Origin of the sequence: Nocardiopsis alba (genome assembly GCF_000710955.1) — a bacterium.
Classification (GTDB): domain Bacteria; phylum Actinomycetota; class Actinomycetes; order Streptosporangiales; family Streptosporangiaceae; genus Nocardiopsis; species Nocardiopsis alba.
Genome location: NZ_BAZE01000006.1, coordinates 98,421 through 122,052, shown reverse-complemented (window position 1 = coordinate 122,052; position 23,632 = coordinate 98,421). Strand labels below are relative to the sequence as shown.

Sequence of the window (23,632 nt, the reverse complement as noted above, 5' to 3'; positions counted from 1 at the left end):
CCCCGCTCAGGCGACCCGTTCCACGGGGGCGTCGTAGGTGTTGCACCCGGCCACGGTCGTGCCCTCCCAACCGGCCCGCAACCAGTGGTCGCGGTTGGCGGCGCTCCCGTGGGTGTCCAGGTCGCCTCCCTCGTTGAAGTGGCGGTTGACCACGTCCAGCGCGTCACCGTCGGGGTCGGTCAGGCCGCGCAGTCCGACCCCGGCCATGCACTCGGCCTGGAGTTCGGTGCGGCGCAGGGTCTCCAACTCGTCGGCCTGGCTCCCGGCGGTCCGACGCAGCTCGTGGGAGACGTTCAGGATGCCGGTGGCGTGCTGGACGTGGTGGGCGTACTCGTGGCCCATCAGGGCGAGCCACACGATCTCCTGTTCGTCCTCGGGGACGAACTCCGACACCTCGCGCACGTTGGGCAGGACGACGGTGATCAGCCCCCGGTCGCTCTCGTAGTAGGCCAGGGTGAAGGCGTCCTCGGTGTCGGTGTCCAAGGTCTCCTCGGTCACCGTGATCTCGGGCAGGTCGGGGAACAGTCGCAGTTCGTCCATCACCGGGATCCACAGCTCGTTCAGGCAGGTCCCCGCCTCGGAGGCGAAGGCCTCCCAGGACGCGTCGGAGTCGACGTCCAGAGGAGGGAGAGCGCAGTCGACGGGCGGGGGCATGGCGACGCCGTAGAGAGGATGGTCGATCAGGTCGACGTCGACCCGGTTCGGGCGCGCGCGCAGGTCGTCGTTCCTGACCGTGGCCACGTCCACCCCGTTCGGCGTGTCGGGCTGTCGAGGGGCCACGACCACGATCGACACCCCGGCGACGAGTGAGACGACCGCGACCACGGCGGCCACGCACGACAGGAACAGGATCGTTCCGCTCTGGTCCCGTTGGGCGGGAAGGCCGTACCAGGCCCGCGGAGGGGGGCCTCCGCCCGGCGGCCCCGTCCAGGGCGCGGGGGCGTGATGGGGGTGGGGGTACGTGGCGTACGGTCCGGTCGGGTATCCGGACCCGGGGGCAGGGGTGGCGCCCGCTCCGTGGAACGGGGGAGGGAAGGCCGGAGGAGGACCCGCCGGCGGGGGGCCCGCGGGGGCGACCGCGCGTGGGTCGACCGGAGTCCCTCGATGGGGCCCGTACGTCCCTGGAACGGCCGTGGCGGGGTCGGTGGGCGCCCATGTGGCCTCGGGGGTGGGTGTGTCTCCCTGGGCGCGAGAGATCGCCGGAGAGGGCGGGGCGGGGTGGTCGCCGTGCCGGTCCGGGCCGGGAAGGGGGCCCTGGGCGGCCGTGTCACCGGTTCGGTCGTCCACAGTGCCGTCCTCGTCGTCGCTCCAACAGGGATAGGGCATGTCGGTTTCGTACCCACGAATCCGGCGAGTGCCGCTTATCCCCAGTATGGGGTCAACCGGCCGTGCGAGTGCTCGTCCCCTCGCCCTCCTCCACCGGCCGGTAGCGCACACCCAGGCCCGTCATCATGTTCTGAAGCTCGGACTCGAAGAGCGGTTCCATGTCGCGCATCACGAAGTCGAGGTGTTGGAAGACCTCCATGCACACCACGCCGTAGACGCGGACCCAGCAGGTGGTCAACACCAGGGCGGCCCCCACGGGGACGTCGTGGACGGCCAGACCCACGGTGTCGGCGAAACTGTTCAACTCCACGCGCAGATCGGGGTCGATCTCCTCCTCCGCGGGGAAGGGGATGTCCTTCTCCTGGAGGAGGCGCTCGAACAGGGCGAAGAAGGTGGAGCCGAACCGGCTGCCCGCCTCCAACGCCGGGGTGATGTCGGCGTCGGGGTCCAGACGCGAGCGCGGGCCGAACATGACGGAGAACTCCGCCGGGTGGGCGATCGCCCACGCGCGCAGGGCCCGCAACGCCCGGTGCAGCCGCAGTTCGGTGTCCTGGGGCGGGGCCGAGGCGTCGGCGGAGGCGACGGCCTCGGCGAGCTCGTCGAACATGTCGGCGGTGATGGCCACCAGGAGGGCGTCGATCCCCGAGACGTAGCGGTACAGGCCCGGGGCGGTCATGCCCATCTCGCGCGCGACCGCGCGCAGGGAGACGCCGGCGACCCCGTGCTCCACGAGGTGTCGGCGGGCGATCCCCTTGATCTCGCCGAGTGTGGCCTCCCTCACTCGCTCGCGACGGCTGGGCGCGCCCGCTGTCTTCGGGTCGCTGGTGACCGGCGGTTTCGTCATCTTCAGAGGTACATCCCGTCTCGACTCCGTGGCGTCGGCACTGTTCGGTGCCCGCCGACGACATTGACAGCGTAATGGGCGCACGCTTTAGTGAACACCGTTAACCAACATGATGGATGTTCGCTCGAAGGGGCGTGTATGTCGACGAACACGGGGTTCTTCGGCCGGCTGGGACTCGGCGCGCACCGGGGGAGACGGTGGATCCTGGCCCTGACGGTCCTGTTCACGGTCTTCTCCCTGGTGTGGGGGCTCGGCGTCTTCAAGGACGTGGGACAGAGCGGTTTCGAGGATCCGGGCTCGGAGTCCTCACGGGCCATGGACGTCCTCCAAGAGGAGCTCGGCCACACCGACATCGACGTCATCGCCGTCTTCCGCAGCGACGAGATGAAGGTGGACAACCCCACCTTCGCCCAGGCGGTCCGACGCGTCGTCGACGCCCTCCCCGAGGACTCCGTGGCCGACCGCGACCTCTACCTCGACGAGGACCTGGAGGAGATCGAGCGCGGCATCCTCGTCTCCGAGGACATGCACGCCACCTACGTCCCGATCACCCTTAGTGGACGGACCCACGACGAGCGCCTCGAGCAGTTCGACGAGGTCGCCGAGGTCCTGGAGTCCGGCCCCCTCGAAACCCACCTGGGCGGCTCCATCGCGGTCGAACACGAGCTGTCCGAGACGGCGGAGAGCGACATCGTCCGCGCCGAACTCGTCACCCTGCCCCTCCTGCTCTTCCTCCTCGTCCTGATCTTCGGCGGCCTGGTCGCCGGCCTGATCCCCCTCGCCGTCGGCGGGCTGGCCATCCTGGGCTCCCTCACGGTCCTGCGCCTGCTCACCCAGGTCACCGAGGTCTCCGTCTTCGCCATCAACGTGGCCACCCTCCTGGGGCTGGGACTGGCCATCGACTACGGCCTGTTCATGGTCAGCCGTTTCCGCGAGGAGCTGAACAAGGGGCGCGCGATCGCCGACGCGGTGCGGCGCACCGTGGACACCGCCGGGCGGACCGTCGCCTTCTCCGGGATCACCGTCGGCATCGCCTTCGCCGGCCTGCTCTTCTTCCCTCAGCCCATCCTGAAGTCCATCGGCTGGGGCGGGATCGCCGTCGTCGTCTTCGACCTCATCGCCGCCCTGGTCTTCCTGCCCGCGCTGATGTCGGTGGTCGGCCATCGGATCGACCGGTTCAGGCTGCCACTGCCGCGCCGCACCGTCACCGGGATCGTCGACGAGAACGCCGGGGCCTGGGCCCGCCTGGCCCGCGCCGTCATGCGAGGACCGGCCGTCTCCCTGGTGGCGGTCGCCTGCGTGCTGGTGGCCTTCGGGGCCGGACTCACCGCGACCAACCTGGGCTCCACCGATCAGCGCTACCTCCCCGTCGACGCTCCGGCCCGGATCGGCACCGAGGCTCTGGGGGAGGACTTCCCCGCCGGAGAGGTCGGCCGGCTGCACGTGGCCGTCGTCGGCGACCCCGACGAGGCGGCGCTGGAGGAGTACGTCGAACGCCTGGACGCGCTGCCCGGCACCGTGCGCTCCGGCCTGGAGCGCACGGGCGAGGACATCGCCCACGTGGAGGTGGTCTACCAGGGAGCCACCGACGATCCCGAGGTCCAGGAACTCGTGCGCGACGTGCGCGCCGAACCGGGGCCGGAGGGGGCGGAGGAGACCCTCGTGGGCGGTGTGGCCGCGATGCAGTGGGACAACCTGGACGCCATCGTCGACAACGCCCCCAAGACCGTCGCGTTCATCGTCGGCTCCACGCTGGCGCTGCTCTTCCTCGCCTTCGGCTCTCTCGTCCTGCCGATCAAGGCGGTGCTCATGGGCGCGCTGTCCCTGAGCGCCTCCCTGGGCGTGGTGGTGTGGGGCTTCCAGGAGGGGCACTTCTCCGCCCTGCTGGGCTTCGAGGCGGTCGGCACCATCGACCCCACCTACCTGGTCCTCATCACGATCGTCTCCTTCGGGCTGGCCATGGACTACGAACTGTTCCTGCTCAGCCGGGTGCGCGAGGAGTACCTGCGCAGCGGGGACAACACGAGGTCGGTGGCCCTGGGATTGCAGCGCACCGGGCGGATCATCACCAGCGCCGCGCTCCTGCTGGGCGTGGTGCTCCTGGCGATGGGGACCTCGGGTCTGCTCTTCCTGAAGATCATCGGCGTGGGTCTGGCGATCGCGGTCCTGGTGGACGCCACCCTGGTCCGGGCGGTGATGGTCCCCGCCACGATGAGGCTCCTGGGTGACTGGAACTGGTGGCTGCCCCGTCCACTGCGATGGCTGCACGACCGGATCGGTATCTCCGAGGGCGGGGACGACGAGCCCTCCGACGCGCTTCCGGAACGGGAACGTGAGCGCGAGCGGATGACCTCGGGGGTGTGACCTCCCGCCCTCGCCGAACGACGACGGGCCCGCTCTCCCGGAGAGAGCGGGCCCGTCGCGTGTGTCCCTCGGAAGGCTAGAAGGCCTTCGGGTCGCCTTCGTGGAACGGCTTGCCGTTCACGGCGGTGGAGACGCCGACCTTGTCCAGGTACGGGGTGATGCCACCGGTGTGGAAGGGCCAGCCCGCGCCGGTGATCAGGCACAGGTCGATGTCGGCGGCCTCGGCCACGACACCCTCCTCCAGCATCAGGTGGATCTCCTTGGCCAGCGCGCGCAGGGCGCGGTCCAGGATGGCGCTCTCCTCGGAGGGGGAGTCCCCGCCCGCGAGCAGCGCCTTCACCTCGGGGTCGATCGACAGGTCCGGCGCGAAGATCGCCGTCTTGCCGGCGTCGACCACGGCCTTCAGCTGCGGCGAGACCGCGAAACGCTCGGGGAACGCCTCGTTCAGGGTCTCGGCGACGTGCAGACCGACGGCCGGACCGACCAGCTGGAGCAGCATGAGCGGCGACATCGGCAGACCCAGCGGAGCGACCGCGCGGTCGGCCACCTCGGGCTCGGTGCCCTCGGCCACGGCGCCCAGGACCTCGCCCATGAACAGGGTGAGCAGGCGGTTGACCACGAACGCCGGGGCGTCCTTGCACAGGACCGACGTCTTCTTCAGCTTCTTGGAGACGGCGAAGGCCGTGGCCAGGGAGGCGTCGTCGGTCTTGTCCCCGCGGATGATCTCCAGCAGGGGCAGGACGGCGACCGGGTTGAAGAAGTGGAAGCCCACGACCCGCTCGGGGTGGCGAAGCTCCGAGGCCATCTCGGTGATGGACAGCGAGGAGGTGTTGGTGGCCAGGATCGCCTCGGGGGAGACCACGGCCTCCACCTCGGCGAAGACCTGCTTCTTGATGTCCATCCGCTCGAAGACGGCCTCGATGACGAAGTCGGCGTCCGAGAAGGCGTCCTTGGTCAGCGAGCCGGTGACCAGGGCCTTGAGGTGGTTGGCCTTGTCCTGGTTGACGCGCCCCTTCTTCAGGAGCTTGTCGACCTCTCCGTGGACGTAGGCCACGCCCTTGTCCAGCCGCTCCTGGTCCAGGTCGGTCATGACGACCGGGACGTCGAGGCGACGGGCGAACAGCAGGGCGAGCTGGCCGGCCATCAGACCGGCGCCGACGACGCCGACCTTGGTGACCTTGCGGGCCAGGGACTTGTCCGGGGCGCCGGCGGGACGCTTGGCGCGCTTCTGGACCAGGTCGAAGGCGTAGAGACCGGCCTTGAGCTCGGGGCTCATGATCAGGTCGGCCAGCGCCTCGTCCTCGGCGGCGAAGCCCTCGTCACGGCTGCGGTTCTTGGCCTCGGCGACCAGTTCGACGGCGCGGGCCGGGGCCGGGGCGGCGCCGTGCAGCTTGCCCTCGACGACGAACCGGGCCATGTTGACCGCGTTGTCCCAGGCCTCGCCCTTGTCGACCTCGGGGCGCTCGACCGTGACGTCGCCCTTGAGGACCTTGGCGGCCCAGCGCAGCGACTCCTCGACGAAGTCGGCGGGGTCGAAGATCGCGTCGGCGATCCCCATCTCGAAGACCTGCGGACCCTTGATCATCTTGTTCTGGGCCAGCGGGTTGTCGACGATGAGCTTGAGCGCCTTCTCCGCGCCGATCAGGTTCGGCAGGAGGTAGGTGCCGCCCCAGCCGGGGACCAGACCCAGGAACGCCTCGGGCAGGGCGAAGGCCGGGACGCCGGAGGAGATGGTGCGGTAGGTGCAGTGCAGCGCCACCTCGACGCCGCCGCCCATGGCGGCACCGTTGACCAGGGCGAAGGTCGGCACGTCCAGCTCGCCGAGCTTGCGGAACGTGTCGTGGCCCAGCTTGCCGATGGCCTCGGCCTGCTCGTGGGTCCGAATCGCGGGGACACCGGTGAGGTCGGCGCCGACGGCGAAGATGAACGGCTTGCCGGTGACGGCCACGGCCACGATGTCGGTGCGCGCCTTGGCCGCCTCGATCGCGGCGTCCAGGCTCAGTAGGCCGCCGGGGCCGAAGGTGTTCGGCTTGGTGTGGTCGTGCCCGTTGTCCAGGGTGATCAGGACGGCGGTGCCCGCACCGTAGGGGAGCTCGACGTCACGGGAGATCGCGTTGGTGACGACCTCGTCCTTGAAGAGCTCTCGGGCCTGCTCGATGGCGGTGCTCACTTGCCCCCCTCGTAGTTCGTGTTCTCCCACAGGATGGTCCCGCCCATGCCCAGGCCCACGCACATGGTGGTGATGCCGTAACGGACGTCGGGGCGCTCGGCGAACTGACGCGCGAGCTGCATCATCAGGCGGCCGCCGGAGGAGGCCAGCGGGTGGCCGATCGCGATGGCGCCGCCCCACGGGTTGACCCGGGCGTCGTCGTCGGCGATGCCGAAGTGCTCCAGGAAGGCCAGCACCTGGACGGCGAAGGCCTCGTTGATCTCGATGAGACCGATGTCGTCCATGCCGATGCCCTGGCGGGCGAGGAGCTTCTCGGTGGCCGGGACCGGGCCCACACCCATGACCTCGGGCTCGACACCGGTGAAGGAGAAGTCGACCAGGCGCATCTTGGCGTCCAGGCCCAGCTCCTCGGCGACCTCCTCGGCCATGAGCAGGGTGCCGGTGGCGCCGTCGTTGAGGCCCGCGGCGTTACCGGGCGTCACGTTGCCGTGCGCGCGGAACGGGGTCTTGAGGCCGGCGAGCGACTCCATGGTGGTGCCGGGGCGCGGCGGCTCGTCCTGGGTGGCCAGGCCGAAGCCCTTCTCCGCGGAGCGGACCAGGGTCTCCACCAGGTCGGGCTGGATCTTGCCGTCGGCGTAGGCCTTGGCGACCTTCTCCTGGCTGCGCACCGCGTAGGCGTCGGCACGCTCCTTGGTGATGGTCGGGTACCGGTCGTGCAGGTTCTCGGCGGTGTTGCCCATGACCAGCGCGGACGGGTCGACCAGCTTCTCGGAGATGATCCGGGGGTTGGGGTCGACGCCCTCGCCCATGGGGTGGCGGCCCATGTGCTCGACGCCACCGGCGATCACGACGTCGTAGGCACCGAAGGAGATGCCCGCGCCCGCGGTGGTCGCGGCGGTGAGCGCGCCGGCGCACATGCGGTCGATGGAGTAACCGGGGACGCTGCGCGGCAGCCCGGCGAGGATCGCGGCGGTGCGCCCGAGGGTCAGGCCCTGGTCGCCGATCTGGGTGGTGGCGGCGATGGCGACCTCGTCGACACGCTCCGGGGGCAGGCCCGGGTTGCGGCGCATCAGTTCGCGGATGACGCGGACGATCAGGTCGTCGGCGCGGGTCTCGGCGTAGAGGCCCTTGCCTGACTTGCCGAACGGGGTGCGGACCCCATCGACAAACACGACATCGCGGGCAGTTCGCGACACGATGGCCCCTCCTTCTCCAAGCGTTGGGTGGACTGTATGCGTCCATGCTACTCGCCAGTAACAAATAGTGCGAGCGGCGGGGCCGAACACATCGAAAGAAGCCGGAAGGGCTCCGCGGTGGCGGTCGCGGACACGATCCCCGCAGAGGGGATTCCCCTCAGGAGACGAGGAAACCCGTCACGAAACGGGCGAGATTGTCGCGCAGCCGCTCCACCCGTTCTTCGCGGGTGATGGTCTCCGCCGGCTGGATCAGGGGAGAGGTCCGCAGACCTCGGACGTAGAGCGGGCAGGCCAGGTCCTCGCAGACGTACAGACCGACCGAGTCCCCCTTGCGGCCCGCCGCCCCGCGCTTGGGCGCGTTGAACAGGCGGACGCCGCCGGAGGGGTGGACGGTCAGGCAGAGCGAGCAGGCCATGGTCCTGAAGAAGCCGCCCCCGCGCCCTCCGGAGGACAGGCGCAGGGCGATACCGACCAGACCCTCCTCGGAGTCGGTCACGAGGTAGGCGTGCTCCTGGGCCCGCGGGTCCCGCCACCCGAGGAACTCCATCTCCTCCCAGGGCAGCGGGGGAGCCTCTTGGGGGAGGTTCATCCTCCGGGTCTCACCCTTGGAACAGTTGACGAAGGAGGAGCGCATCTCTTCCGCGGTCGCCTCGCGCACGGTGTGTCCGTCCCTTTCGACGATGTGGTGTGGAGACGACGGTGGGCCGGGACCCGAACGGGTCCCGGCCCACCGTCGTGTGTTCCGTTCTACAGCAGGGCGTCGGCCTCGCGGTGCCGCCCGGCCGCGTTGTAGGCGCCGGCCAGGTCGCGGCGCAGTCGCAGGGTCAGCCGTCGCACCTCGGGGTCGCCGGAGGAGTTCAGCGCGATCCGGTAGGCCTCGCGCAGCACCTCCACGGCCTCGTCGGCCCGTCCGGCCTGCGTGTGGGCCCGGCCCAGACGGTGGTGCACCGTCAGGGTGTCCAGGTGTCCCTTGCCCAGTCGGCGACGACGGGCCGCGAGCACCATGCGGAGCTGGGACCCGGCCTCCTCGTAGCGCCCGGTCATGCTCAGCGCGGCGCTCAGCCCCAGGCGCAGGTCCTCTCGGCGCTCGGTCGAGGCCACGTCCTCGATCGCCCGCTCGTAGTGGGCGATGGCCGCGTCCACACGACCACTGCGCCGGTAGCAGACGGCCAGACGCGTCCGGGCCTCGACGGTGTCCTCGTCGGCCGGGCCGAACTGGCTCTCCCGCTGGCCGAGCAGGGTCTCCCACTGGCCGGCGGCGTCCGCGGGACGACCGGCGTCCTCGAAGGCCCAGGCCAGGTTCTCCCGGATGATCTCGGTCCTGGGGTGGTCGTCACCGTAGACCGCCACCGCCTCGCCCAGGGCCAGCTCGAACTGCTGCACGGCCGACTGGCGACGCCCCATCTGCGCGTACTTGGTCGCGAGGTTGTTGCGCGCGGTGATGGTGTCCGGGTGCTCGGTGCCCAGACGCTCGACCAGGGATTGGAGGGTGCGCTCCAGAGCGGCCGCGCGCATGCCCGCCGTGGGCACACGCGAGCCGGAGGACCCGGTGCCGGGCCGTGCGCCCTCGGACAGGGCGGCGGGGACCGTGGCGGGGACGCTCGCCACGGGTGCCGACACCTGCTCGGGGATGGGCGCGGACGGTTCCTCGACATGGTCCATGTGAGTGGGCAAGGCGGTCTTGGGCGACTCGACCTCGGCGGAACGCGTCAACCCGGTCCCGCGTAGCAGCGCACGCCAGAACGACAAGCAGACTCACCACATTTCCCTGATCACGTACCGGGGCCTTGTGAGCCCACGGTTCGGTACACACCCGTCGTAGAGATAACGAGCCCCTGACGATCCGGGGCACGTTTCTATAACTTAATCGGACAGCGGGCTATGGAACAGGCGTGAACCGCCCCTGAATGCCGGTGACTTCGATCACGTTTGGATTCAAAGTGTGAGAAAGGGGTAAAGGTCACCCCTCTTCGGGCACCCGCAAGGCCTTCGTCAGCGGTTCCGCCGTCAACCCGACCTGCCAGTTCCGGGCCCCTCGGGACCGCAGGAAGGCGCCCACCGAGTCCGGATCGACGGTCTCGGGAGGCGTCCAGGCCAACCTTCTGACGGTGTCGGGGAGCAGAAGGTTCTCGGTCGGCATCGTGATCTCCTCCGCGATCCGCGCCACCGTCGACTTGGCCGCGTCCAGCCGCCGTGCGGCCTCCGGCGCGCGGTCGGCCCAACGGTTCACCGGCGGAGGACCGTCGCCCGGAGCGTTGGGGCGCGGCAGCTCCGACTGGGCCATGTCCCGGGCCCGATCGATCGCCTTCAGCCACGTGGCCGGATAGCGTCGCGCCAGCTTGATGCCGAACTGGCGGATCCGGTTCAGCTCATTGGCGTCGCGCGGCATGGTCGTCGCCGCCTCCACGATCGCCGCGTCGGGCAGGACCCTGCCGGGAGAGGTGTCCCGCTCCCGCGCGATGCGATCGCGTTCGTACCAGAGCTCGCGCACGGCGGCCAGGGAACGCTGCTTACGCACCTTGTGGATCCCCGAGGTGCGTCGCCACGGATCGGCGCGCGGCTCTTTGGGCGGGGCCGCCAGGATCGCGGCGAACTCCTCACGGGCCCACTCCAGCTTGCCCGCCTCCTCCAGCTCCGCCTCCAGACGGTCCCGGAGTTCGATGAGGATCTCCACGTCCAACGCCGCGTAGCGCAGCCAGTCCTCCGGCAACGGCCGCTGGGACCAGTCCACGGCCGAGTGCTCCTTGGCCAGACGGATGTCCAACAACCGCTCCACCATGAAGCCCAGTCCGACCCGCTGATAGCCCAGCAGGCGTCCGGCCAGCTCGGTATCGAAGAGCCGACCGGGACGCAGGTTGACCTCGGCCAGACAGGGCAGGTCCTGGTGCGCGGCGTGCAGCACCACCTCGGCCTCGCCGATGGCGGCGTCGACCCCGCTCAGATCGGGACAGGCGATCGGATCGATCAGGGCCGAACCGGAACCCTCCCGACGCAGTTGCACCAGGTAGGCGCGCTGGCCGTACCGGTACCCCGACGCGCGCTCGGCGTCCACGGCGACGGGGCCGGTGCCCGCGCCCAGGGCCGCGATCACACCCGCCAGAGTGCCGGGGTCGGAGGTGACCTCGGGAAGACCCTCGCGTGGTTCCCGCAGTAGAGGTGCCCTCTCCGAGTCGTCATGGTCGGGTTCGCGGGAGTCTGTCTTGGAGTTCAACGCGTTCGCCACACCACTACGGTATGCGCTGTGGCCACCCGACGCGGTGGGCGGCCCGTCCTCGACGCTCATGGAAGCGCGCGCCCACCGCCTTCCGACCCCGGTCCGGGGTCAGGGACGTGAGCGCTGCCGGGCTATGTCGGTGACGTCCCGGGGCGGCAGCCCCGACGCCGACGCCAACAGGGCCAGCCAGGCGTTCACGTGACCGGACAGGTCCTCGGACTCCGGCGTCCACGAGGCGCGCATCTCGACCTCGGTGGTGGCGCCCTCGTGGGCCTTGGTGCCGAACCCCTCGGTGGTGGCCCGGGTGACCGTGCCGCTCAGGGTGTGGTGGGCGGCCCCGTTGGCCTCCAGGGCGTCGGTGAGCCAGCTCCAGGCGACCGGCCCCAGCAGCGGGTCGGTCGCTATCTCCGATTCCAGCTCGGAGTTGGCCTGACAGACGACCCGGAAGGGGCCGGGCCAGTCACGGGTGCCCTCGGGGTCGTACAGGACGATCAGTCGCCCCCAGGCGACCTCCTCGCCCTGGACGACGACCTCGGCCGACACGGCGGCGGTGTGGGGGGCCAGCCGTTGGGGCGCGGGGATCTCCCCGACGGTGATCTCGGGGCGCAGCAGGGGGGAGCGGAGGGCCTCGACCGCTCGCCGGAACGTCTCTTGTGCGTTCTCGGCGCTACCGACATCGGGCATGGTGGAAACGTCAGCCTTCATTTTGTGGTGATCACGTCCTGGCGGGGGTCGTTCGAACGTGGTCCGCCGATGATGTGATGGTGGGCACGGGTTCGACCGTGGCACGAGTCACCGGTGCCGGGGCGCAGATCCCCCGGCGTGTCGGGGTTTTGTGATGTTCTTGGAACCGCCGGAGCGTCAACCACCCCGGTTCGCACCCGAACGTCCCCCGGGCCGGGAGGCCTTCCTCGGTGATCCGAGTGAGAGCACCGCGACGGGCATGGCACGATCAAGGTGTGACGCTTCAAGACTCTCCATTCCTTCGCGCCTGCCGGCGTCTTCCCGTGTCCCACACCCCGGTGTGGTTCATGCGCCAGGCCGGGCGTTCCCTGCCCGAGTACCGACGGGTCCGCGCCGACGTGCCGATGCTCGAAGCGTGCGCGCGCCCCGACATGATCACCGAGATCACGATGCAGCCGGTCCGCCGGTACGACGTCGACGCCGCGATCTTCTTCAGCGACATCGTCGTTCCGCTGAAGGCCATCGGTATCGACCTCGACATCAAGCCGGGGGTCGGCCCGGTGGTCGAGGAGCCGATCCGCGACGCCTCCGACATCAAGCGTCTGCGCGATCTCGAACCCGACGACGTTCCCTACGTCACCGAGGCGGTCGGTCGGCTGGTGGAGGAACTCGGCGACAAGCCGCTGATCGGCTTCGCCGGCGCCCCCTTCACCCTGGCCTCCTACCTCATCGAGGGCGGTCCGTCGAAGAACCACGAGCACACCAAGGCGCTCATGTACGGCGAGCCCGAGCTCTGGGACGAGCTCATGCGCCGTCTGGCCTCCATCACCCTCGGGTTCCTGAAGACCCAGATCGCGGCCGGTGCCAGTGCGATCCAGCTCTTCGACTCCTGGGTCGGCGCGTTGAGCGCCGAGGACTACCGCGCCTCGGTGCTGCCCTACACCTCGTGGATCTTCGGCCAGCTGGCCGACCACGAGGTCCCGCGCATCCACTTCGGCGTGGGGACCGGTGAACTGCTGGGTCTGCTCGGCGAGGCCGGCGCCGACGTGGTCGGCGTGGACTGGCGGGTGCCGCTGGACAAGGCCGCGCAGCGGGTGCAGCCGGGCATCGCCCTCCAGGGCAACCTGGACCCGGCGACCCTGTTCGCCCCCTGGGAGGTCGTCGCCGACCGCACCCGCGACATCCTGTCCCGGGGCCGCGCCGCCGAGGGCCACATCTTCAACCTGGGCCACGGGGTGCTGCCCACCACCGACCCGACCATGCTGGAGCGCCTCACCGCGTTCGTGCACGAGGAGACCGCCGTCTGACCGACGGCCCTCCTCCGCCTCCTCGGCGCCCGCCCCTCGAAGGGGCCGGGCGCCGAGGCGCGTCTCACCCGCGTTCGGCGGTCTCTCCGGTCGTGTCCTCGGGGCCCTCGGTGTCGCGGTCCTCTCGGCCCGGGGTGGTCTCGGCCGAGACCGGTTCCGAGGAGGCGCCCTTCCTCGCCCGTCGGCGGAAGGGGGACCCGGAGCGTCCACGTGCGGCCGGGCGAGCGCCCGCCTCCTCACCGGAAGGGGTGGCCGCGCGACGGCGACGCCACCACCACAGCGGGCCGGCCCCGATCAGGGCTCCCGCCAGTGCGAACGGCAGCAGCCAGCCGGCGGCCACGGCCAGGCCTCCGGCGACCCCGACCAGGGCGCGCCAACCGCGCTCCAGACCGCCCAGGAAGCCGATCGACTCGCCCGAGGGCCGCTCCTCCAGGTAGGTGGCGGGCGGGCGCAGCGACAGGTGCACCGTCGAGTAGGCGGTCTGGTTCCGCAACGCCTCCAGGCGGGCCTGGAAGGCCTCCAACGACTCCTGACGATCCTGGATCTCGCGCTCGACCCGGAGTAGGTCGTCGACGTCCTCGGCCTTCTCCAGATGTCCTCTCAGGGTCTCCAGGGCGGCCTCGGAGGAGGCGACGCGGCTCTCGACGTCGGCCACCTCCTCGGTGACGTCCTCCACCGATCGTTCGAGGTCGGAGCGGTCGCCCAAGGCGGCCAGCCCTTCGAGGGCCTCCTCGTAGCCGTCGACGGGGACGCGCAGGGTCAGTTCACCTTCGGGGGGTTCTCCGTTCGGGGTGGAGACGCGCTCCGAGGCGACGTGACCGTCGGCCTCCACCGTCAGCTCCTTGGCCAGCTCGGCGGCCTCGGAGACGTCCTCCACACGGACGGTCATGTACGCGGTGTGGACGAGGGCGCGCTCGTCGACCTCGATGTCGGTGCCGATCGGGTCGGCGGCCTCGTCCGCCTCGGCGCCCTCCCCGTCGTAGGAGTCGAGGGCGGCCCGTTCGGGGGAACCGGCGGAGCCGTCGGCGGGCGCGGAGGCGTCCATCTCCAGGGTGGAGGCCCCGCACGAGGTCAGGAGGAGGGCGGTCAGCCCTCCGGCGATCAGGGATCCGACGGCACGGGCCGTCCGAGAGGGTGGTGAAGTGTCCATGCGCCTTGGACGCGGCCGCTCTCGAACGGGTTCGGCCCCTTCGATAACACCGGCGCAACGGGTCGAAGGCACACATGGGGGCCGGCCCTTCGCCCCTCGTCACGGGCCGGAGGTCCTCTCAGTGGACGCCGGAGCACTGTGACCGCCGACATCTGGGAAGCTGGTGACATGCCTGAAGCACCGCATGTCGTCGTGGTCGGGGGCGGGGTCTCCGGACTCACCGCCGCACACCGTCTCAACGCCCGGGGGATCACCACCACCGTGCTGGAGGCCGCCGACGTTCCGGGGGGCAAGCTGCGCGCCTCGCCGGTGGCCGGGGTGCCGGTCGACGCCGGGGCCGAGGCGGTGCTCGCCCGCAGGCCCGAGGCCGTGGACCTGTTCTCCGAACTCGGTCTGGACGACAGGGTCGTGCACCCCGGACCCGGCTCGGCCGCCATCTACAGCCGGGGCCGGATCCGCTCCCTGCCCAAGGGGCAGCTCATGGGCGTGCCCGGCGATCTGAGGGCCCTGGCCCGGAGCGGGGTGCTCTCGCCCGCGGGCACCCTGCGCGCCGCCCTGGACCTGGTCTGGCCCGGTACCCCGGTGCGCTCGGACGTGCCGGTGGCCTCCTACGTGGGGATCCGGATGGGCCGGCAGGTCGTGGACCGACTCGTCGAGCCCCTGTTGGGCGGTGTCTACGCCGGCCGAGCCGACGAACTCTCCCTCGACTCGGCCCTGCCCCAGATCGCCCCCATGGCGCGGAGCGATCGCTCCCTCATGCGGGCCGTGCACACCAGTCTCAAGGGGCGGGGCGCCGCCCCCACCAAGGCCGGTCCGGTGTTCGCCTCCCTGCGCGGCGGCGTCGCCACACTCGTGGACGCCCTGGTCGAGCGCCAGAAGGACCTGCGGATCGGGACTCGGGCGCGGGCCCTGGAACGGACCTCCCGGGGCTGGAGCGTTCGACTGGAGGGCGCCGAGAGGCGGATCGAGTGCGACGGCGTCCTGTTGGCCTGCCCGGCCCCGGAGGCCGCGCGCCTGCTCGCCGACACCGAGCCCGCCGCCGCCCGAGACCTCCGCGGGGTCGAGTACGCGAGCATGGCCCTGGTGACCTTCGCCCTGCCCGCCTCGGCCTTCCCCGCGCCCCTCACCGGAACCGGCTTCCTGGTGCCGGCGGGGGAGGGGCTCACCATCAAGGCCGCGACCTTCTCCAGCAACAAGTGGCCCTGGCTCGCCCGAGAGCTGGATAGGGTCGACCCCGGTGCCGACCTGGTCGTCCTGCGCTGCTCCATCGGACGTTTCGGGGACACGACCGTCCTGCGCCGTTCCGACGAGGAACTGGCCGCGGCGGCCTTGGCCGACCTGGCCGTGGTCACCGGCCTGAACGGCGCTCCCGTGCAGACCCGCGTCACCCGTTGGACCGACGGACTGCCCCAGTACGGGGTCGGACACGCGGGACGGGTGGAACGCGTGCGGACGGCCGTGGAGCGCCACGACGGGCTCGGCGTCTGCGGCGCCGCCTACGGAGGGGTGGGCATCCCCGCCTGTGTCGCCGACGCGGGCCGCGAGGCCGCGCGGTTGGCCGACACGCTCATCGACCACAGCAACACCGGTCTCGACGCCTCGGGCGCCGAGGGAACGAACCAGCAAGGAGACAACCCGTGACGGGCCAGCAGAACGAGGCGGTCGCCCAGGACGGCACCGACCTCAACGAACTCATCCGCTACACCATGTGGTCGGTCTTCAAGATCGACTCCCTGGAGGGCGTGGACCGCGCCGCCGCGGCCGAGGAGCTCCAGGCCCTCCTGGACAAGGCCGCCGAGCAGGGCGTCGTCACGCGCGGCGCCTACGACGTCCAGGGCTTCCGCGCCGACGCCGACATCATGTTCTGGTGGGTGGGTCGGACCCCGGAGCAGGTGCAGTCCATCTACTCCGACTTCCGTCGCACCCTCATCGGTCGCGCCGCCACCCCCGTGTGGTCGGTCGTGGGTCTGCACCGGCCCGCCGAGTTCAACCGCGGCCACGTGCCGGCCTTCCTGGCCGGCGAGGAGCCCCGCGAGAACATCTGCGTGTACCCCTTCGTGCGCTCCTACGAGTGGTACCTGCTGCCCGACGACGAGCGTCGCGCCATGCTCGCCGAGCACGGCCGTATGGCGATCCCGTATCCGGACGTGCGGGCCAACACGGTCTCCTCGTTCGGGCTCAACGACTACGAGTGGCTGCTCGCCTTCGAGGCGGACGAGCTGCACCGCATCGTGGACCTGATGCGTCATCTGCGCGGTGCCAAGGCGCGTCTGCACACGCGCGAGGAGGTGCCGTTCTACACCGGTCGGCGTAAGAGCGTGGCCGAGCTGGTCGACTCCCTGCCGTAGGCCACCACCGGGTACGACGACGGCCCCCGCGCTCATCGAGCGCGGGGGCCGTTCGGGTCCGTGGGGCGGTCACTCGACCCGGGACGCCTCCCGACGGGTGGCGATCACGTAGAACGGGATCGTGACGATGAACAGCAGCACCAGGGCGCTCATGAGGTAGATGAGCGCGTCTCCGGCCGGCAGCCCCAGACCCCAGGCGACCATGAGGACCACACCGGTGCCGAGCATGCCCAGCACCACGTAGGCCTTGCGCCCCTTGGGCTTGGGGTACTCCATCCGGCTGACCATCAGCCAGGCCACGAGCAGCACCGCGGCCACGCCGACCAGGAGCGGCGGGTCGAGCAGCACGATCGTCACCACGGCCATCGCCCCGAAGGGGCACGGCAGTCCGGTGAAGTAGTCGGCGCCCGGAGCCTGACAGGAGAACCGGGCCAGTCGCACGATCACCGCGAGCAGGATCGCGCCGGCCGCCGCCACCGGCAGCGTCCAGGTACCGCCGGAGATGGTGCCCCACACGACGAAGAAGAACGCCGGGGCGACACCGAAGCTGATCACGTCGGCGAGGTTGTCCAACTCCGCGCCCATGCCGCTGCCGCCCAACTTGCGGGCGACCCGTCCGTCGAGCACGTCGAGCGAGGCGGCGATCATCATCAGACCCACGGCCGTGGCCATGGCGGTCTTGGGCAGAGGGCCGGACGCCCCGGCCGCCAGGTGCGCGCTCTGCGCGGCGGCCAGCGCGCACACGGCCAGGAAGCCGCACAGGGCGTTGCCCAGGGTGAGGTAGTCGGCGATCCCCAGGCGGAGCCGGGGGGCCTCCTCGGACACCTCGGCGGGTTCGGGCGCGCGAGCGGTGTCAGTCGGCGTCAAGGCGGGTTTCCCCGGCGCGGACCTTCTGGCCGATCTCCACCGCCGGGGCGACACCGGACGGAAGGTAGACGTCGACGCGTGACCCGAACCGGATGAGCCCGATCCTCTCGCCTTGCTCGACCTTCTGCCCCGCAGCGAGATACGGGACGATACGCCTGACCATCGCGCCGGCGATTTGAACGACCGTGATCTCACCGATCTCGGTTTCAAGGGTCCAGATGACGCGCTCATTACGCTCGCTGTCCTTGTCGAAGGCGGGCCGGAAACCCCCGGGGCGGTGCTCGACGCCGGTCACGACTCCGGCGAGGGGGGCACGGTTGACGTGCACGTTGAGTGGGTTCATGAAGACCGCGATCCGCGTGCGCCCGTCGGACCGGTGGTCGACGCTCTGGACGACACCGTCGGCCGCGGACAGGACCCGGCCGGTCGCCGGGCCGCGGTTCGGGTCGCGGAAGAACCAGGTCATCCCCGCGGCGAGGCCGATCACCGGGGCGGCGATCAGCGCGCGGGTACGGGAGCCCCGGGCGGCGATGGCGGCCGCTCCCGCGGCGCCGAGAGCCGGGATCAACCAGGGGGCCGACCCCTGGGCCATGCCCAGACGCGGACGCGCCGCCGGGCGGGGGGATGCGGAGGAGGAAGGTGAGTCGTCGGTCATCGGGCACTTTCGTCGCGGGTCGGTCTGGTCGCCCGCACATCGGTCTTCGCTGTGAGGGGTGGGCCCTGCCGGGGCGGGTCCGCCGGCGCGTGGGTCTCTCTCCGGTGGGGCGCTCTCTCCGCGCGCCCTCCGGTCGACGAGGGCCGAACGTCGGTGCGCTGGTGAGATTATCCCCGATCACTCGGGGCGGGGGAGCCGGGGAGGTCCCGGGTATCCCGCGTATCGCGGCCGTGGCCACGGGGATACCCGCCGAACCAGGATGGTAAGCCTACTCCGTGGGTTCGAGGGTGAGCGCTACGGAGTTGATGCAGTAGCGCTCGTCCGTGGGGGTGTCGTACCCCTCACCGCGAAAGACGTGTCCCAGATGGGAGTCGCAGGTGGCGCATCGCACTTCGGTGCGGATCATGCCGAGGGAGATGTCCTCGTGCAGGGTCACGGCGTCGGTGTCGGCCGGGTCGAAGAAGCTGGGCCACCCGCAGTGGGAGTCGAACTTCTCGTTCGAGCGGAACAGTTCGGCCCCGCACCCTCGGCAGCGATAGACACCGGTGGTCTTGGTGTCGACGTACTCACCGGTCCAGGGACGTTCGGTGGCGGCCTGACGGAGTACCGCGTACTCCATCGGGTCGAGGCGCTCCCGCCACTGCTCGTCGGTCCTGGGCAGGTCCTCGGGTCCCCCGCCGTTCTCGTGCGGGGCCCGGTCCGATGCGTCAGCCATGGAGAAGACGCTACCCGGAATCGGGTCCGGATGCCGACCCGCTGTCAATTGGTGTGAAAAGGGTCAACCAGTTCAGACCAAGGTAAATCATCCTTAGCGGCTACATACGCCTAACTTCACCTTTGGTGACGTTCGCTGGTGATTCATGCGGGTACGGGCTTCGCACAGGGGACAGTGGCCGAAGCACACGGGGCAGGTGACATGGCTGTTACGGCTCAACAGGCACTCGGAGTGAACAGGCGACCACTGCGTGTGGGAAGGGTCCGCTACGGGCTGTGGTGGTTGGACCAGGCGACGGTGGGCGTTCGGAATCGGGCGCGCGCGGTCACCGGGGGGACCGCCGCCGTGGGGCGGGAGTTGCGCTGGGCCGCCGAGCTCAGCGCCCGCAGCACACTGGCCGGGGTCGACCACGTCAGACCCGAACCCTGGAGCGACCGAGGTCTCCTCTGGTTGTTCGGTGGCATCTCCATCGCCGCGGTGGCGGTGGCGGTCCTCCTGGGGTTCGGAATGGCGCACTGGGCGATGACCTCGTCCGGTGCCACGCTGTTCGCCGCGGCGGGGGCCGTGGCGGTGGGAGTCGTCCTCCTGCCGCTGGCCTACCTGGTCTTCGCCTCCAAACGGCGGGGCCGCCGATAGGGCAGGACGTACGAACGACGGCACCGAGGAACGGAAAGACGATACGAGCGCGGTGGAGGGGCCTCCCGAGAGGGGAGCCCCTCCTTCGCGCGAGGGGGAGCGGGATCAGGCGTCGAAGTCGTACTGGAGCACGTACGCCGAACCGTCCATGACGATCTCGTTGAACTCCACCGGCCGGTGGTCGTCGGTCAGGGCGGTCCGGGCCATCTCCAACACGGGCGTCCCCGGGAACAGGGTCAGATCGCGGGCCTCCTCGGGGGTGGGCATACGGACCCGGATCTCCTCGGTGAAGCGGGCCGGCGCGTGCCCCGCCTCGGCCAGCCGGGCGTAGATCCCGCCGGGGCCGCTGTCGTGGGCGCGTACCCGTCGCGCGGACTCGGAGTCCTCGTCGCCCTCCCACAGGGCCCGCGGAAGGTGGGACACGGCGCTCTGTACGGGACGGCCGTCGACGAGATAGCGCCGAGAGCGTCGGATCACCCTGCTGGCCCCGGGCAGGTCCAGGGCGCGCAGCACGTGATCCTCGGGTACCACCTCGTCGACGATCAACCCCTCCACCTCGTAGCCGCGGGTGTCGCTGTCGGTCCTCCAGATCGCCCGTCCCGACCCCCAGTTCTCCTTGGACAGGCGACGGGCGCCGTGCCTTCTCAGAGGACGGAACAGGCGCACGTAGATGCCGGAACCGCGCACGGCCACGGCCAGCCCCTCGTTGGTGAGCACCGAGAGCGCCTGTCGAGCGGTCGCCCGCGCGATCCCGTACCGCTCCATGAGGGCGTTCTCCCCCGGAAGACGGTCGCCGTCGGCGTATTGTCCGGAGCGGATCCGTCCTCGAATTTCCTCGGCTATCTCCCTGTAGACCGGGGCTGATCCGTTTTCGGACGTCGACACCACGTTCATCCTCTCGCCCAGGGGGACCACACCGGTGAGCCCCGTCGATGCGGCGCGCCCAGTAACAGCTCTCGGGTGGACGGCACACCACGGGTATGTCCGATTGCGGGAGGGTTCATGCGTCATTGTGGGACGACCGGAACGGAGTGGTGATGGAGGTGTTCTCAGGGGAATACATCATTCCCTGACGTAACGGGCGAACAGATTCCCCTCGTTCTCCAGAAGGTGCGCCAAACGCAGAGGGACGTTCTCCTGCGAAAGGTGTCCGGCCTCCCCGGCCGCCGGCGGAGGGGCCGCCACGATCCGGGGCGAACCCACGCCCAGAAGACGCGGGCTCGTCGTCAGACACAGTTCGTCCAACAAACCCGCCGCGACGAACTCCCCGAGCAGGTGCGGGCCCCCTTCCGTCAGCACCCGGTACAGACCCCGCTCGGCCAACGCCCGAACGATGTGGGCGGGGCGTACGGACACGTCGTCGACGATCACGACGTCGGCGTGCGCAGAGACGCGTTCCAACCGTTCGATCGGGGCGTCGGCGACGGTGAACACGATGGTGCGCGCGTCCTCGGGGGCGGTCTCCAACAGGGCGTCGTCCAGTTCGAGCGAACGGGTGACCACCGCGATCCTCGGGGTCGCCGGACGCCCGGCCCGGAGTCGCTCCCACACCTCGCGGGGGCGGACCGGACGGTAGCCCTCCTGCCGGGCGGTCGCGGCGCCCACCACCACGACGTCGCACAGACCGCGCAGGACGCCCATGATCCGACGGTCGGGGGCCGAGGACAGGTCGCGGCTGCGCCCCGACGGTCCGATGGCACCACCGTCGGCGCTGGCGACCATGTTGGCGCGGACCCAGGGCCGGTCCGAGACCGGCGGATAGGCGTAGGCCTCGGCCGGATCGACGTCGACCCGGCCGGGGACGGGCAGGAGTTCGCGAAGGCTCGCGGGGCTCGAGGCGCCCCCCGCGTCGTGTGTGCTCGACATGGTCACCCAGGCTAACGGGGAGGCCCTCCCCTCCGGGGCGCACGGGGCGCACCGGAGGGGCGAGGACGGGTCAGGCCCTGCGGTGCGCGGCCCGACGCAGCAGGATCAGGGCCCGGTCGATCACCCGGACCGGGCCACCGGCGGGGATCGGCGGACGTCCCACCACGTCCGGATCGGCGGTGTCCAGGATCGTCTCCCAGCTCATGCCGTACGCGGTCCCCGGCAGTTTGAACTCCACCGGCTCGGGACCGTTGTTGAGCAGCAGTACGAACGAGTCGTCCCGGATGGGGCGGCCGCGTGTGTCGGGTTCGGTGATGGCGTCCCCGTTGAGGAACACGCCCAGGGCCCGTTCCGGATCGTTCCAGTCGGGCCCCTCCATGGTCGACCCGTCCGGGCGCAGCCACGAGATGTCGGGGAGCCCGTCCGAGCCGGCCCTCCCGCTCTCGATCGGGCTGCCCCGGAAGAAGCGGCGGCGTCGGAACACCGGATGTTCGCTGCGCAGTCGGGCCAGCCCGCGCACGTAGTCCAGGAGGTCGTTCTCCGGGTACTCCCCGGCCAGGCCCGCGCCCTCCCAGTCGATCCAGGCGATCTCGTTGTCCTGGCAGTAGGCGTTGTTGTTGCCCTTCTGCGTACGTCCGATCTCGTCGCCGTGCGAGAGCATCACCACGCCCTGGGACAGGTACAGGGTGGCCAGGTGGTTGCGCACCTGTCTACGGCGCAGGGTGAGGATGGCCGGGTCGTCGGTGGGTCCCTCCACCCCGTGGTTCCAGGACCGGTTGTCGTCGGTCCCGTCCCGGTTCTCCTCGCCGTTGGCCTCGTTGTGCTTGTGGTCGTAGGAGACCAGGTCGGCCAGGGTGAAGCCGTCGTGGCAGGTGATGAAGTTGATCGAGGCCACGGGGCGACGCCCGTCGTCCTGATACAGGTCGCTGGAGCCGGCCAACCGGGAGGCCAGCTCGCCCTTGACCGGCTCGCCGCGCCAGAAGTCGCGCACGGTGTCGCGGTACTTGCCGTTCCACTCCGTCCACAATGGCGGGAAGTTGCCGACCTGGTAGCCGCCCGGCCCCACGTCCCAGGGTTCGGCGATCAGCTTGACCTGGGAGATCACCGGATCCTGCTGGACGATGTCGAAGAACGTGCTCAGCCGGTCCACGTCGTGGAACTCTCGGGCCAGCGCCGAGGCCAGGTCGAAACGGAACCCGTCCACGTGCATCTCCAGGACCCAGTACCTCAGGGAGTCCATGATGAGCTGGAGCGAGTGCGGGTGCCGCACGTTCAGACTGTTGCCGCAGCCGGTGTAGTCGAGGTAGTAGCGCTGGTCCTCGTCGGAGACCCGGTAGTAGCCCAGGTTGTCGATACCGCGCCAGGACAGGGTCGGCCCCATGTGGTCGCCCTCGGCGGTGTGGTTGTAGACCACGTCGAGCAGCACCTCGATGCCCGCCTCGTGCAGCGACTTCACCATCGCCTTGAACTCCTGGACCTGTTGCCCTCGGGAACCGAGCGCCGCGTAGCCGCTGTGCGGGGCCAGGAAGGCCAGGGTGTTGTACCCCCAGTAGTTGGTCAGCCCGCGCGCCACCATGGCGTGCTCGGGAACGAAGTGGTGGACGGGCATGAGCTCGACCGCGGTCACCCCCAGCGAGGTGAGGTAGTCGATCATCACCGGGTGGGCCAGCCCGGAGTAGGTCCCCCTCTGGTGTTCGGGGATGCCCGGGTGGCGCATGGTCAGACCGCGGACGTGGGTCTCGTAGATCACCGTCCGGTGGTAGGGGGTGCTCGGGCGAGACTCGTTCCCCCAGTCGAAGAACGGGCTCACCACCACACATTTGGGCACGTAGGGGGCGCTGTCGGCGGTGTTCTTACGGGTCGGATCCGTGAAGTGATAGCTGAACAGAGATTCGTGCCAGGTGAGCTCGCCGTTGAGCGCCTTGGCGTAGGGGTCGGTGAGCAGCTTGTTCGGGTTGCAGCGCAGTCCGTGCTCGGGCGCGTAGGGCCCGTGTACGCGGTATCCGTATTGTTGGCCCGGCCCCACGCCGGGCAGGTAACCGTGCCATACGAAACCGTCGTATTCGGTCAGGGATATTCGGGTCTCCGTCCCCTCGTCGTCGAACAGGCAGAGGTCCACCTGTTCGGCCGCTTCGGAGAAGAGGGAGAAATTGGTCCCGGAACCGTCGTAGGTAGCACCGAGCGGATAGGGGCTACCAGGCCAGACTTCCACCATAGGCGTCGTCAGTCTCTTGAGTGTCGGGGCCCTGGATGGGCGTTTTCAGTTGCGACATCTTCCTTCCGCCTTGAG

20 protein-coding genes are annotated in these 23,632 nt (G+C 70.3%); 5 read left to right on the top strand and 15 right to left on the bottom strand.

The window, feature by feature from the left end; genetic code table 11:
- Positions 1-6: 6 nt before the first annotated feature.
- Positions 7-834: a neutral zinc metallopeptidase gene (locus TR33_RS13020; protein ID WP_084570250.1), complete on the bottom strand. Its 828-nt coding sequence runs from the start codon at positions 832-834 to the stop codon at positions 7-9.
- A 544-nt stretch (positions 835-1,378) separates the two neighbouring features.
- Complete coding sequence (locus tag TR33_RS13015) at positions 1,379-2,170, bottom strand: TetR/AcrR family transcriptional regulator (protein ID WP_017535674.1); 792 nt, start codon at positions 2,168-2,170, stop codon at positions 1,379-1,381.
- Between the two features lie 138 nt (positions 2,171-2,308).
- Here TR33_RS13015 and TR33_RS13010 point away from each other — a divergent pair, with 138 nt between their 5' ends.
- Positions 2,309-4,534, top strand: a complete 2,226-nt coding sequence (locus TR33_RS13010; protein WP_014911184.1) for an MMPL family transporter — start codon at positions 2,309-2,311, stop codon at positions 4,532-4,534.
- A gap of 76 nt (positions 4,535-4,610) precedes the next feature.
- Here TR33_RS13010 and TR33_RS13005 read toward each other — a convergent pair whose 3' ends face one another.
- From TR33_RS13005 to TR33_RS12980, 6 genes are all read right to left on the bottom strand, one after another.
- The gene (locus tag TR33_RS13005; protein WP_042283307.1) at positions 4,611-6,704 is read right to left on the bottom strand and encodes a 3-hydroxyacyl-CoA dehydrogenase NAD-binding domain-containing protein; all 2,094 of its coding nucleotides are present in this window, start codon (positions 6,702-6,704) and stop codon (positions 4,611-4,613) included.
- The gene (locus TR33_RS13000) at positions 6,701-7,876 is read right to left on the bottom strand and encodes a thiolase family protein (RefSeq protein WP_026125200.1); all 1,176 of its coding nucleotides are present in this window, start codon (positions 7,874-7,876) and stop codon (positions 6,701-6,703) included. The genes TR33_RS13005 and TR33_RS13000 overlap by 4 nt, the downstream gene beginning before the upstream one ends.
- A 181-nt stretch (positions 7,877-8,057) precedes the next feature.
- On the bottom strand, positions 8,058-8,558 hold the full coding sequence (locus TR33_RS12995) for an FBP domain-containing protein (RefSeq protein WP_017535676.1): 501 nt from the start codon (positions 8,556-8,558) through the stop codon (positions 8,058-8,060).
- An 89-nt stretch (positions 8,559-8,647) separates the two neighbouring features.
- Positions 8,648-9,649 (bottom strand): tetratricopeptide repeat protein, encoded by a 1,002-nt coding sequence (locus tag TR33_RS12990; protein ID WP_042283303.1) that lies wholly within the window; start codon positions 9,647-9,649, stop codon positions 8,648-8,650.
- A 211-nt stretch (positions 9,650-9,860) separates the two neighbouring features.
- Positions 9,861-11,111: an HRDC domain-containing protein gene (locus TR33_RS12985; RefSeq protein WP_026125201.1), complete on the bottom strand. Its 1,251-nt coding sequence runs from the start codon at positions 11,109-11,111 to the stop codon at positions 9,861-9,863.
- A gap of 111 nt (positions 11,112-11,222) precedes the next feature.
- Complete coding sequence (locus tag TR33_RS12980; protein ID WP_014909935.1) at positions 11,223-11,798, bottom strand: DUF3000 domain-containing protein; 576 nt, start codon at positions 11,796-11,798, stop codon at positions 11,223-11,225.
- Positions 11,799-12,136: 338 nt separating this feature from the next.
- On the opposite strand from TR33_RS12980, the gene hemE reads away from it, so the two are divergent.
- Positions 12,137-13,105, top strand: a complete 969-nt coding sequence (gene hemE / locus TR33_RS12975) for a uroporphyrinogen decarboxylase (protein WP_014908338.1) — start codon at positions 12,137-12,139, stop codon at positions 13,103-13,105.
- Positions 13,106-13,169: 64 nt separating this feature from the next.
- Here hemE and TR33_RS12970 read toward each other — a convergent pair whose 3' ends face one another.
- Positions 13,170-14,255 carry a DUF4349 domain-containing protein gene (locus TR33_RS12970; protein ID WP_017535679.1) on the bottom strand — a complete coding sequence of 362 codons (1,086 nt, stop codon included), beginning with the start codon at positions 14,253-14,255 and terminating at the stop codon, positions 13,170-13,172.
- Between the two features lie 168 nt (positions 14,256-14,423).
- Here TR33_RS12970 and hemG point away from each other — a divergent pair, with 168 nt between their 5' ends.
- Both hemG and hemQ read left to right on the top strand, forming a co-directional pair.
- Positions 14,424-15,896, top strand: coding sequence for a protoporphyrinogen oxidase (gene hemG, locus TR33_RS12965; protein WP_026125202.1), 1,473 nt, complete (start codon positions 14,424-14,426; stop codon positions 15,894-15,896).
- Positions 15,893-16,603, top strand: coding sequence for a hydrogen peroxide-dependent heme synthase (gene hemQ / locus TR33_RS12960; protein WP_014911538.1), 711 nt, complete (start codon positions 15,893-15,895; stop codon positions 16,601-16,603). The genes hemG and hemQ overlap by 4 nt, the downstream gene beginning before the upstream one ends.
- A gap of 69 nt (positions 16,604-16,672) precedes the next feature.
- Here the strand turns inward: hemQ and pssA are convergent, their stop codons facing one another.
- The 3 genes from pssA to msrB all read right to left on the bottom strand — a co-directional run bounded on the left by pssA (position 16,673) and on the right by msrB (position 18,840).
- Positions 16,673-17,470 (bottom strand): CDP-diacylglycerol--serine O-phosphatidyltransferase, encoded by a 798-nt coding sequence (pssA, locus tag TR33_RS12955; RefSeq protein ID WP_014910258.1) that lies wholly within the window; start codon positions 17,468-17,470, stop codon positions 16,673-16,675.
- Entirely contained in the window at positions 17,457-18,125 is a 669-nt protein-coding gene (locus TR33_RS12950) for a phosphatidylserine decarboxylase (protein ID WP_017535681.1), read from the bottom strand. The genes pssA and TR33_RS12950 overlap by 14 nt, the downstream gene beginning before the upstream one ends.
- A 268-nt stretch (positions 18,126-18,393) precedes the next feature.
- A complete protein-coding gene (gene msrB / locus TR33_RS12945; protein ID WP_014910176.1) occupies positions 18,394-18,840 on the bottom strand; it encodes a peptide-methionine (R)-S-oxide reductase MsrB in 447 nt (148 codons plus the stop codon).
- 252 nt (positions 18,841-19,092) lie between these two features.
- On the opposite strand from msrB, the gene TR33_RS12940 reads away from it, so the two are divergent.
- Positions 19,093-19,476 (top strand): hypothetical protein, encoded by a 384-nt coding sequence (locus TR33_RS12940; RefSeq protein WP_017535682.1) that lies wholly within the window; start codon positions 19,093-19,095, stop codon positions 19,474-19,476.
- Between the two features lie 105 nt (positions 19,477-19,581).
- Here the strand turns inward: TR33_RS12940 and TR33_RS12935 are convergent, their stop codons facing one another.
- The 3 genes from TR33_RS12935 to glgX all read right to left on the bottom strand — a co-directional run bounded on the left by TR33_RS12935 (position 19,582) and on the right by glgX (position 23,557).
- The gene (locus TR33_RS12935; protein WP_036568407.1) at positions 19,582-20,370 is read right to left on the bottom strand and encodes a GntR family transcriptional regulator; all 789 of its coding nucleotides are present in this window, start codon (positions 20,368-20,370) and stop codon (positions 19,582-19,584) included.
- A gap of 168 nt (positions 20,371-20,538) precedes the next feature.
- Entirely contained in the window at positions 20,539-21,342 is an 804-nt protein-coding gene (locus TR33_RS12930; protein WP_017535684.1) for a dihydrofolate reductase family protein, read from the bottom strand.
- A 70-nt stretch (positions 21,343-21,412) separates the two neighbouring features.
- Positions 21,413-23,557 (bottom strand): glycogen debranching protein GlgX, encoded by a 2,145-nt coding sequence (gene glgX, locus TR33_RS12925; protein ID WP_017535685.1) that lies wholly within the window; start codon positions 23,555-23,557, stop codon positions 21,413-21,415.
- Positions 23,558-23,632: the final 75 nt, after the last annotated feature.

Coding starts and splice junctions, on each gene's coding strand:
- hemG (WP_026125202.1), top strand. CDS start 14,424: ATGCCTGAAGCACCGCATGTCGTCGTGGTCGGGGGCGGGGTCTCCGGA.
- TR33_RS12970 (WP_017535679.1), bottom strand. CDS start 14,255: ATGGACACTTCACCACCCTCTCGGACGGCCCGTGCCGTCGGATCCCTG.
- msrB (WP_014910176.1), bottom strand. CDS start 18,840: ATGGCTGACGCATCGGACCGGGCCCCGCACGAGAACGGCGGGGGACCC.
- TR33_RS13010 (WP_014911184.1), top strand. CDS start 2,309: ATGTCGACGAACACGGGGTTCTTCGGCCGGCTGGGACTCGGCGCGCAC.
- TR33_RS12930 (WP_017535684.1), bottom strand. CDS start 21,342: ATGTCGAGCACACACGACGCGGGGGGCGCCTCGAGCCCCGCGAGCCTT.
- TR33_RS12935 (WP_036568407.1), bottom strand. CDS start 20,370: ATGAACGTGGTGTCGACGTCCGAAAACGGATCAGCCCCGGTCTACAGG.
- TR33_RS13015 (WP_017535674.1), bottom strand. CDS start 2,170: ATGACGAAACCGCCGGTCACCAGCGACCCGAAGACAGCGGGCGCGCCC.
- glgX (WP_017535685.1), bottom strand. CDS start 23,557: ATGGTGGAAGTCTGGCCTGGTAGCCCCTATCCGCTCGGTGCTACCTAC.
- TR33_RS12950 (WP_017535681.1), bottom strand. CDS start 18,125: ATGACCGACGACTCACCTTCCTCCTCCGCATCCCCCCGCCCGGCGGCG.
- TR33_RS12980 (WP_014909935.1), bottom strand. CDS start 11,798: ATGCCCGATGTCGGTAGCGCCGAGAACGCACAAGAGACGTTCCGGCGA.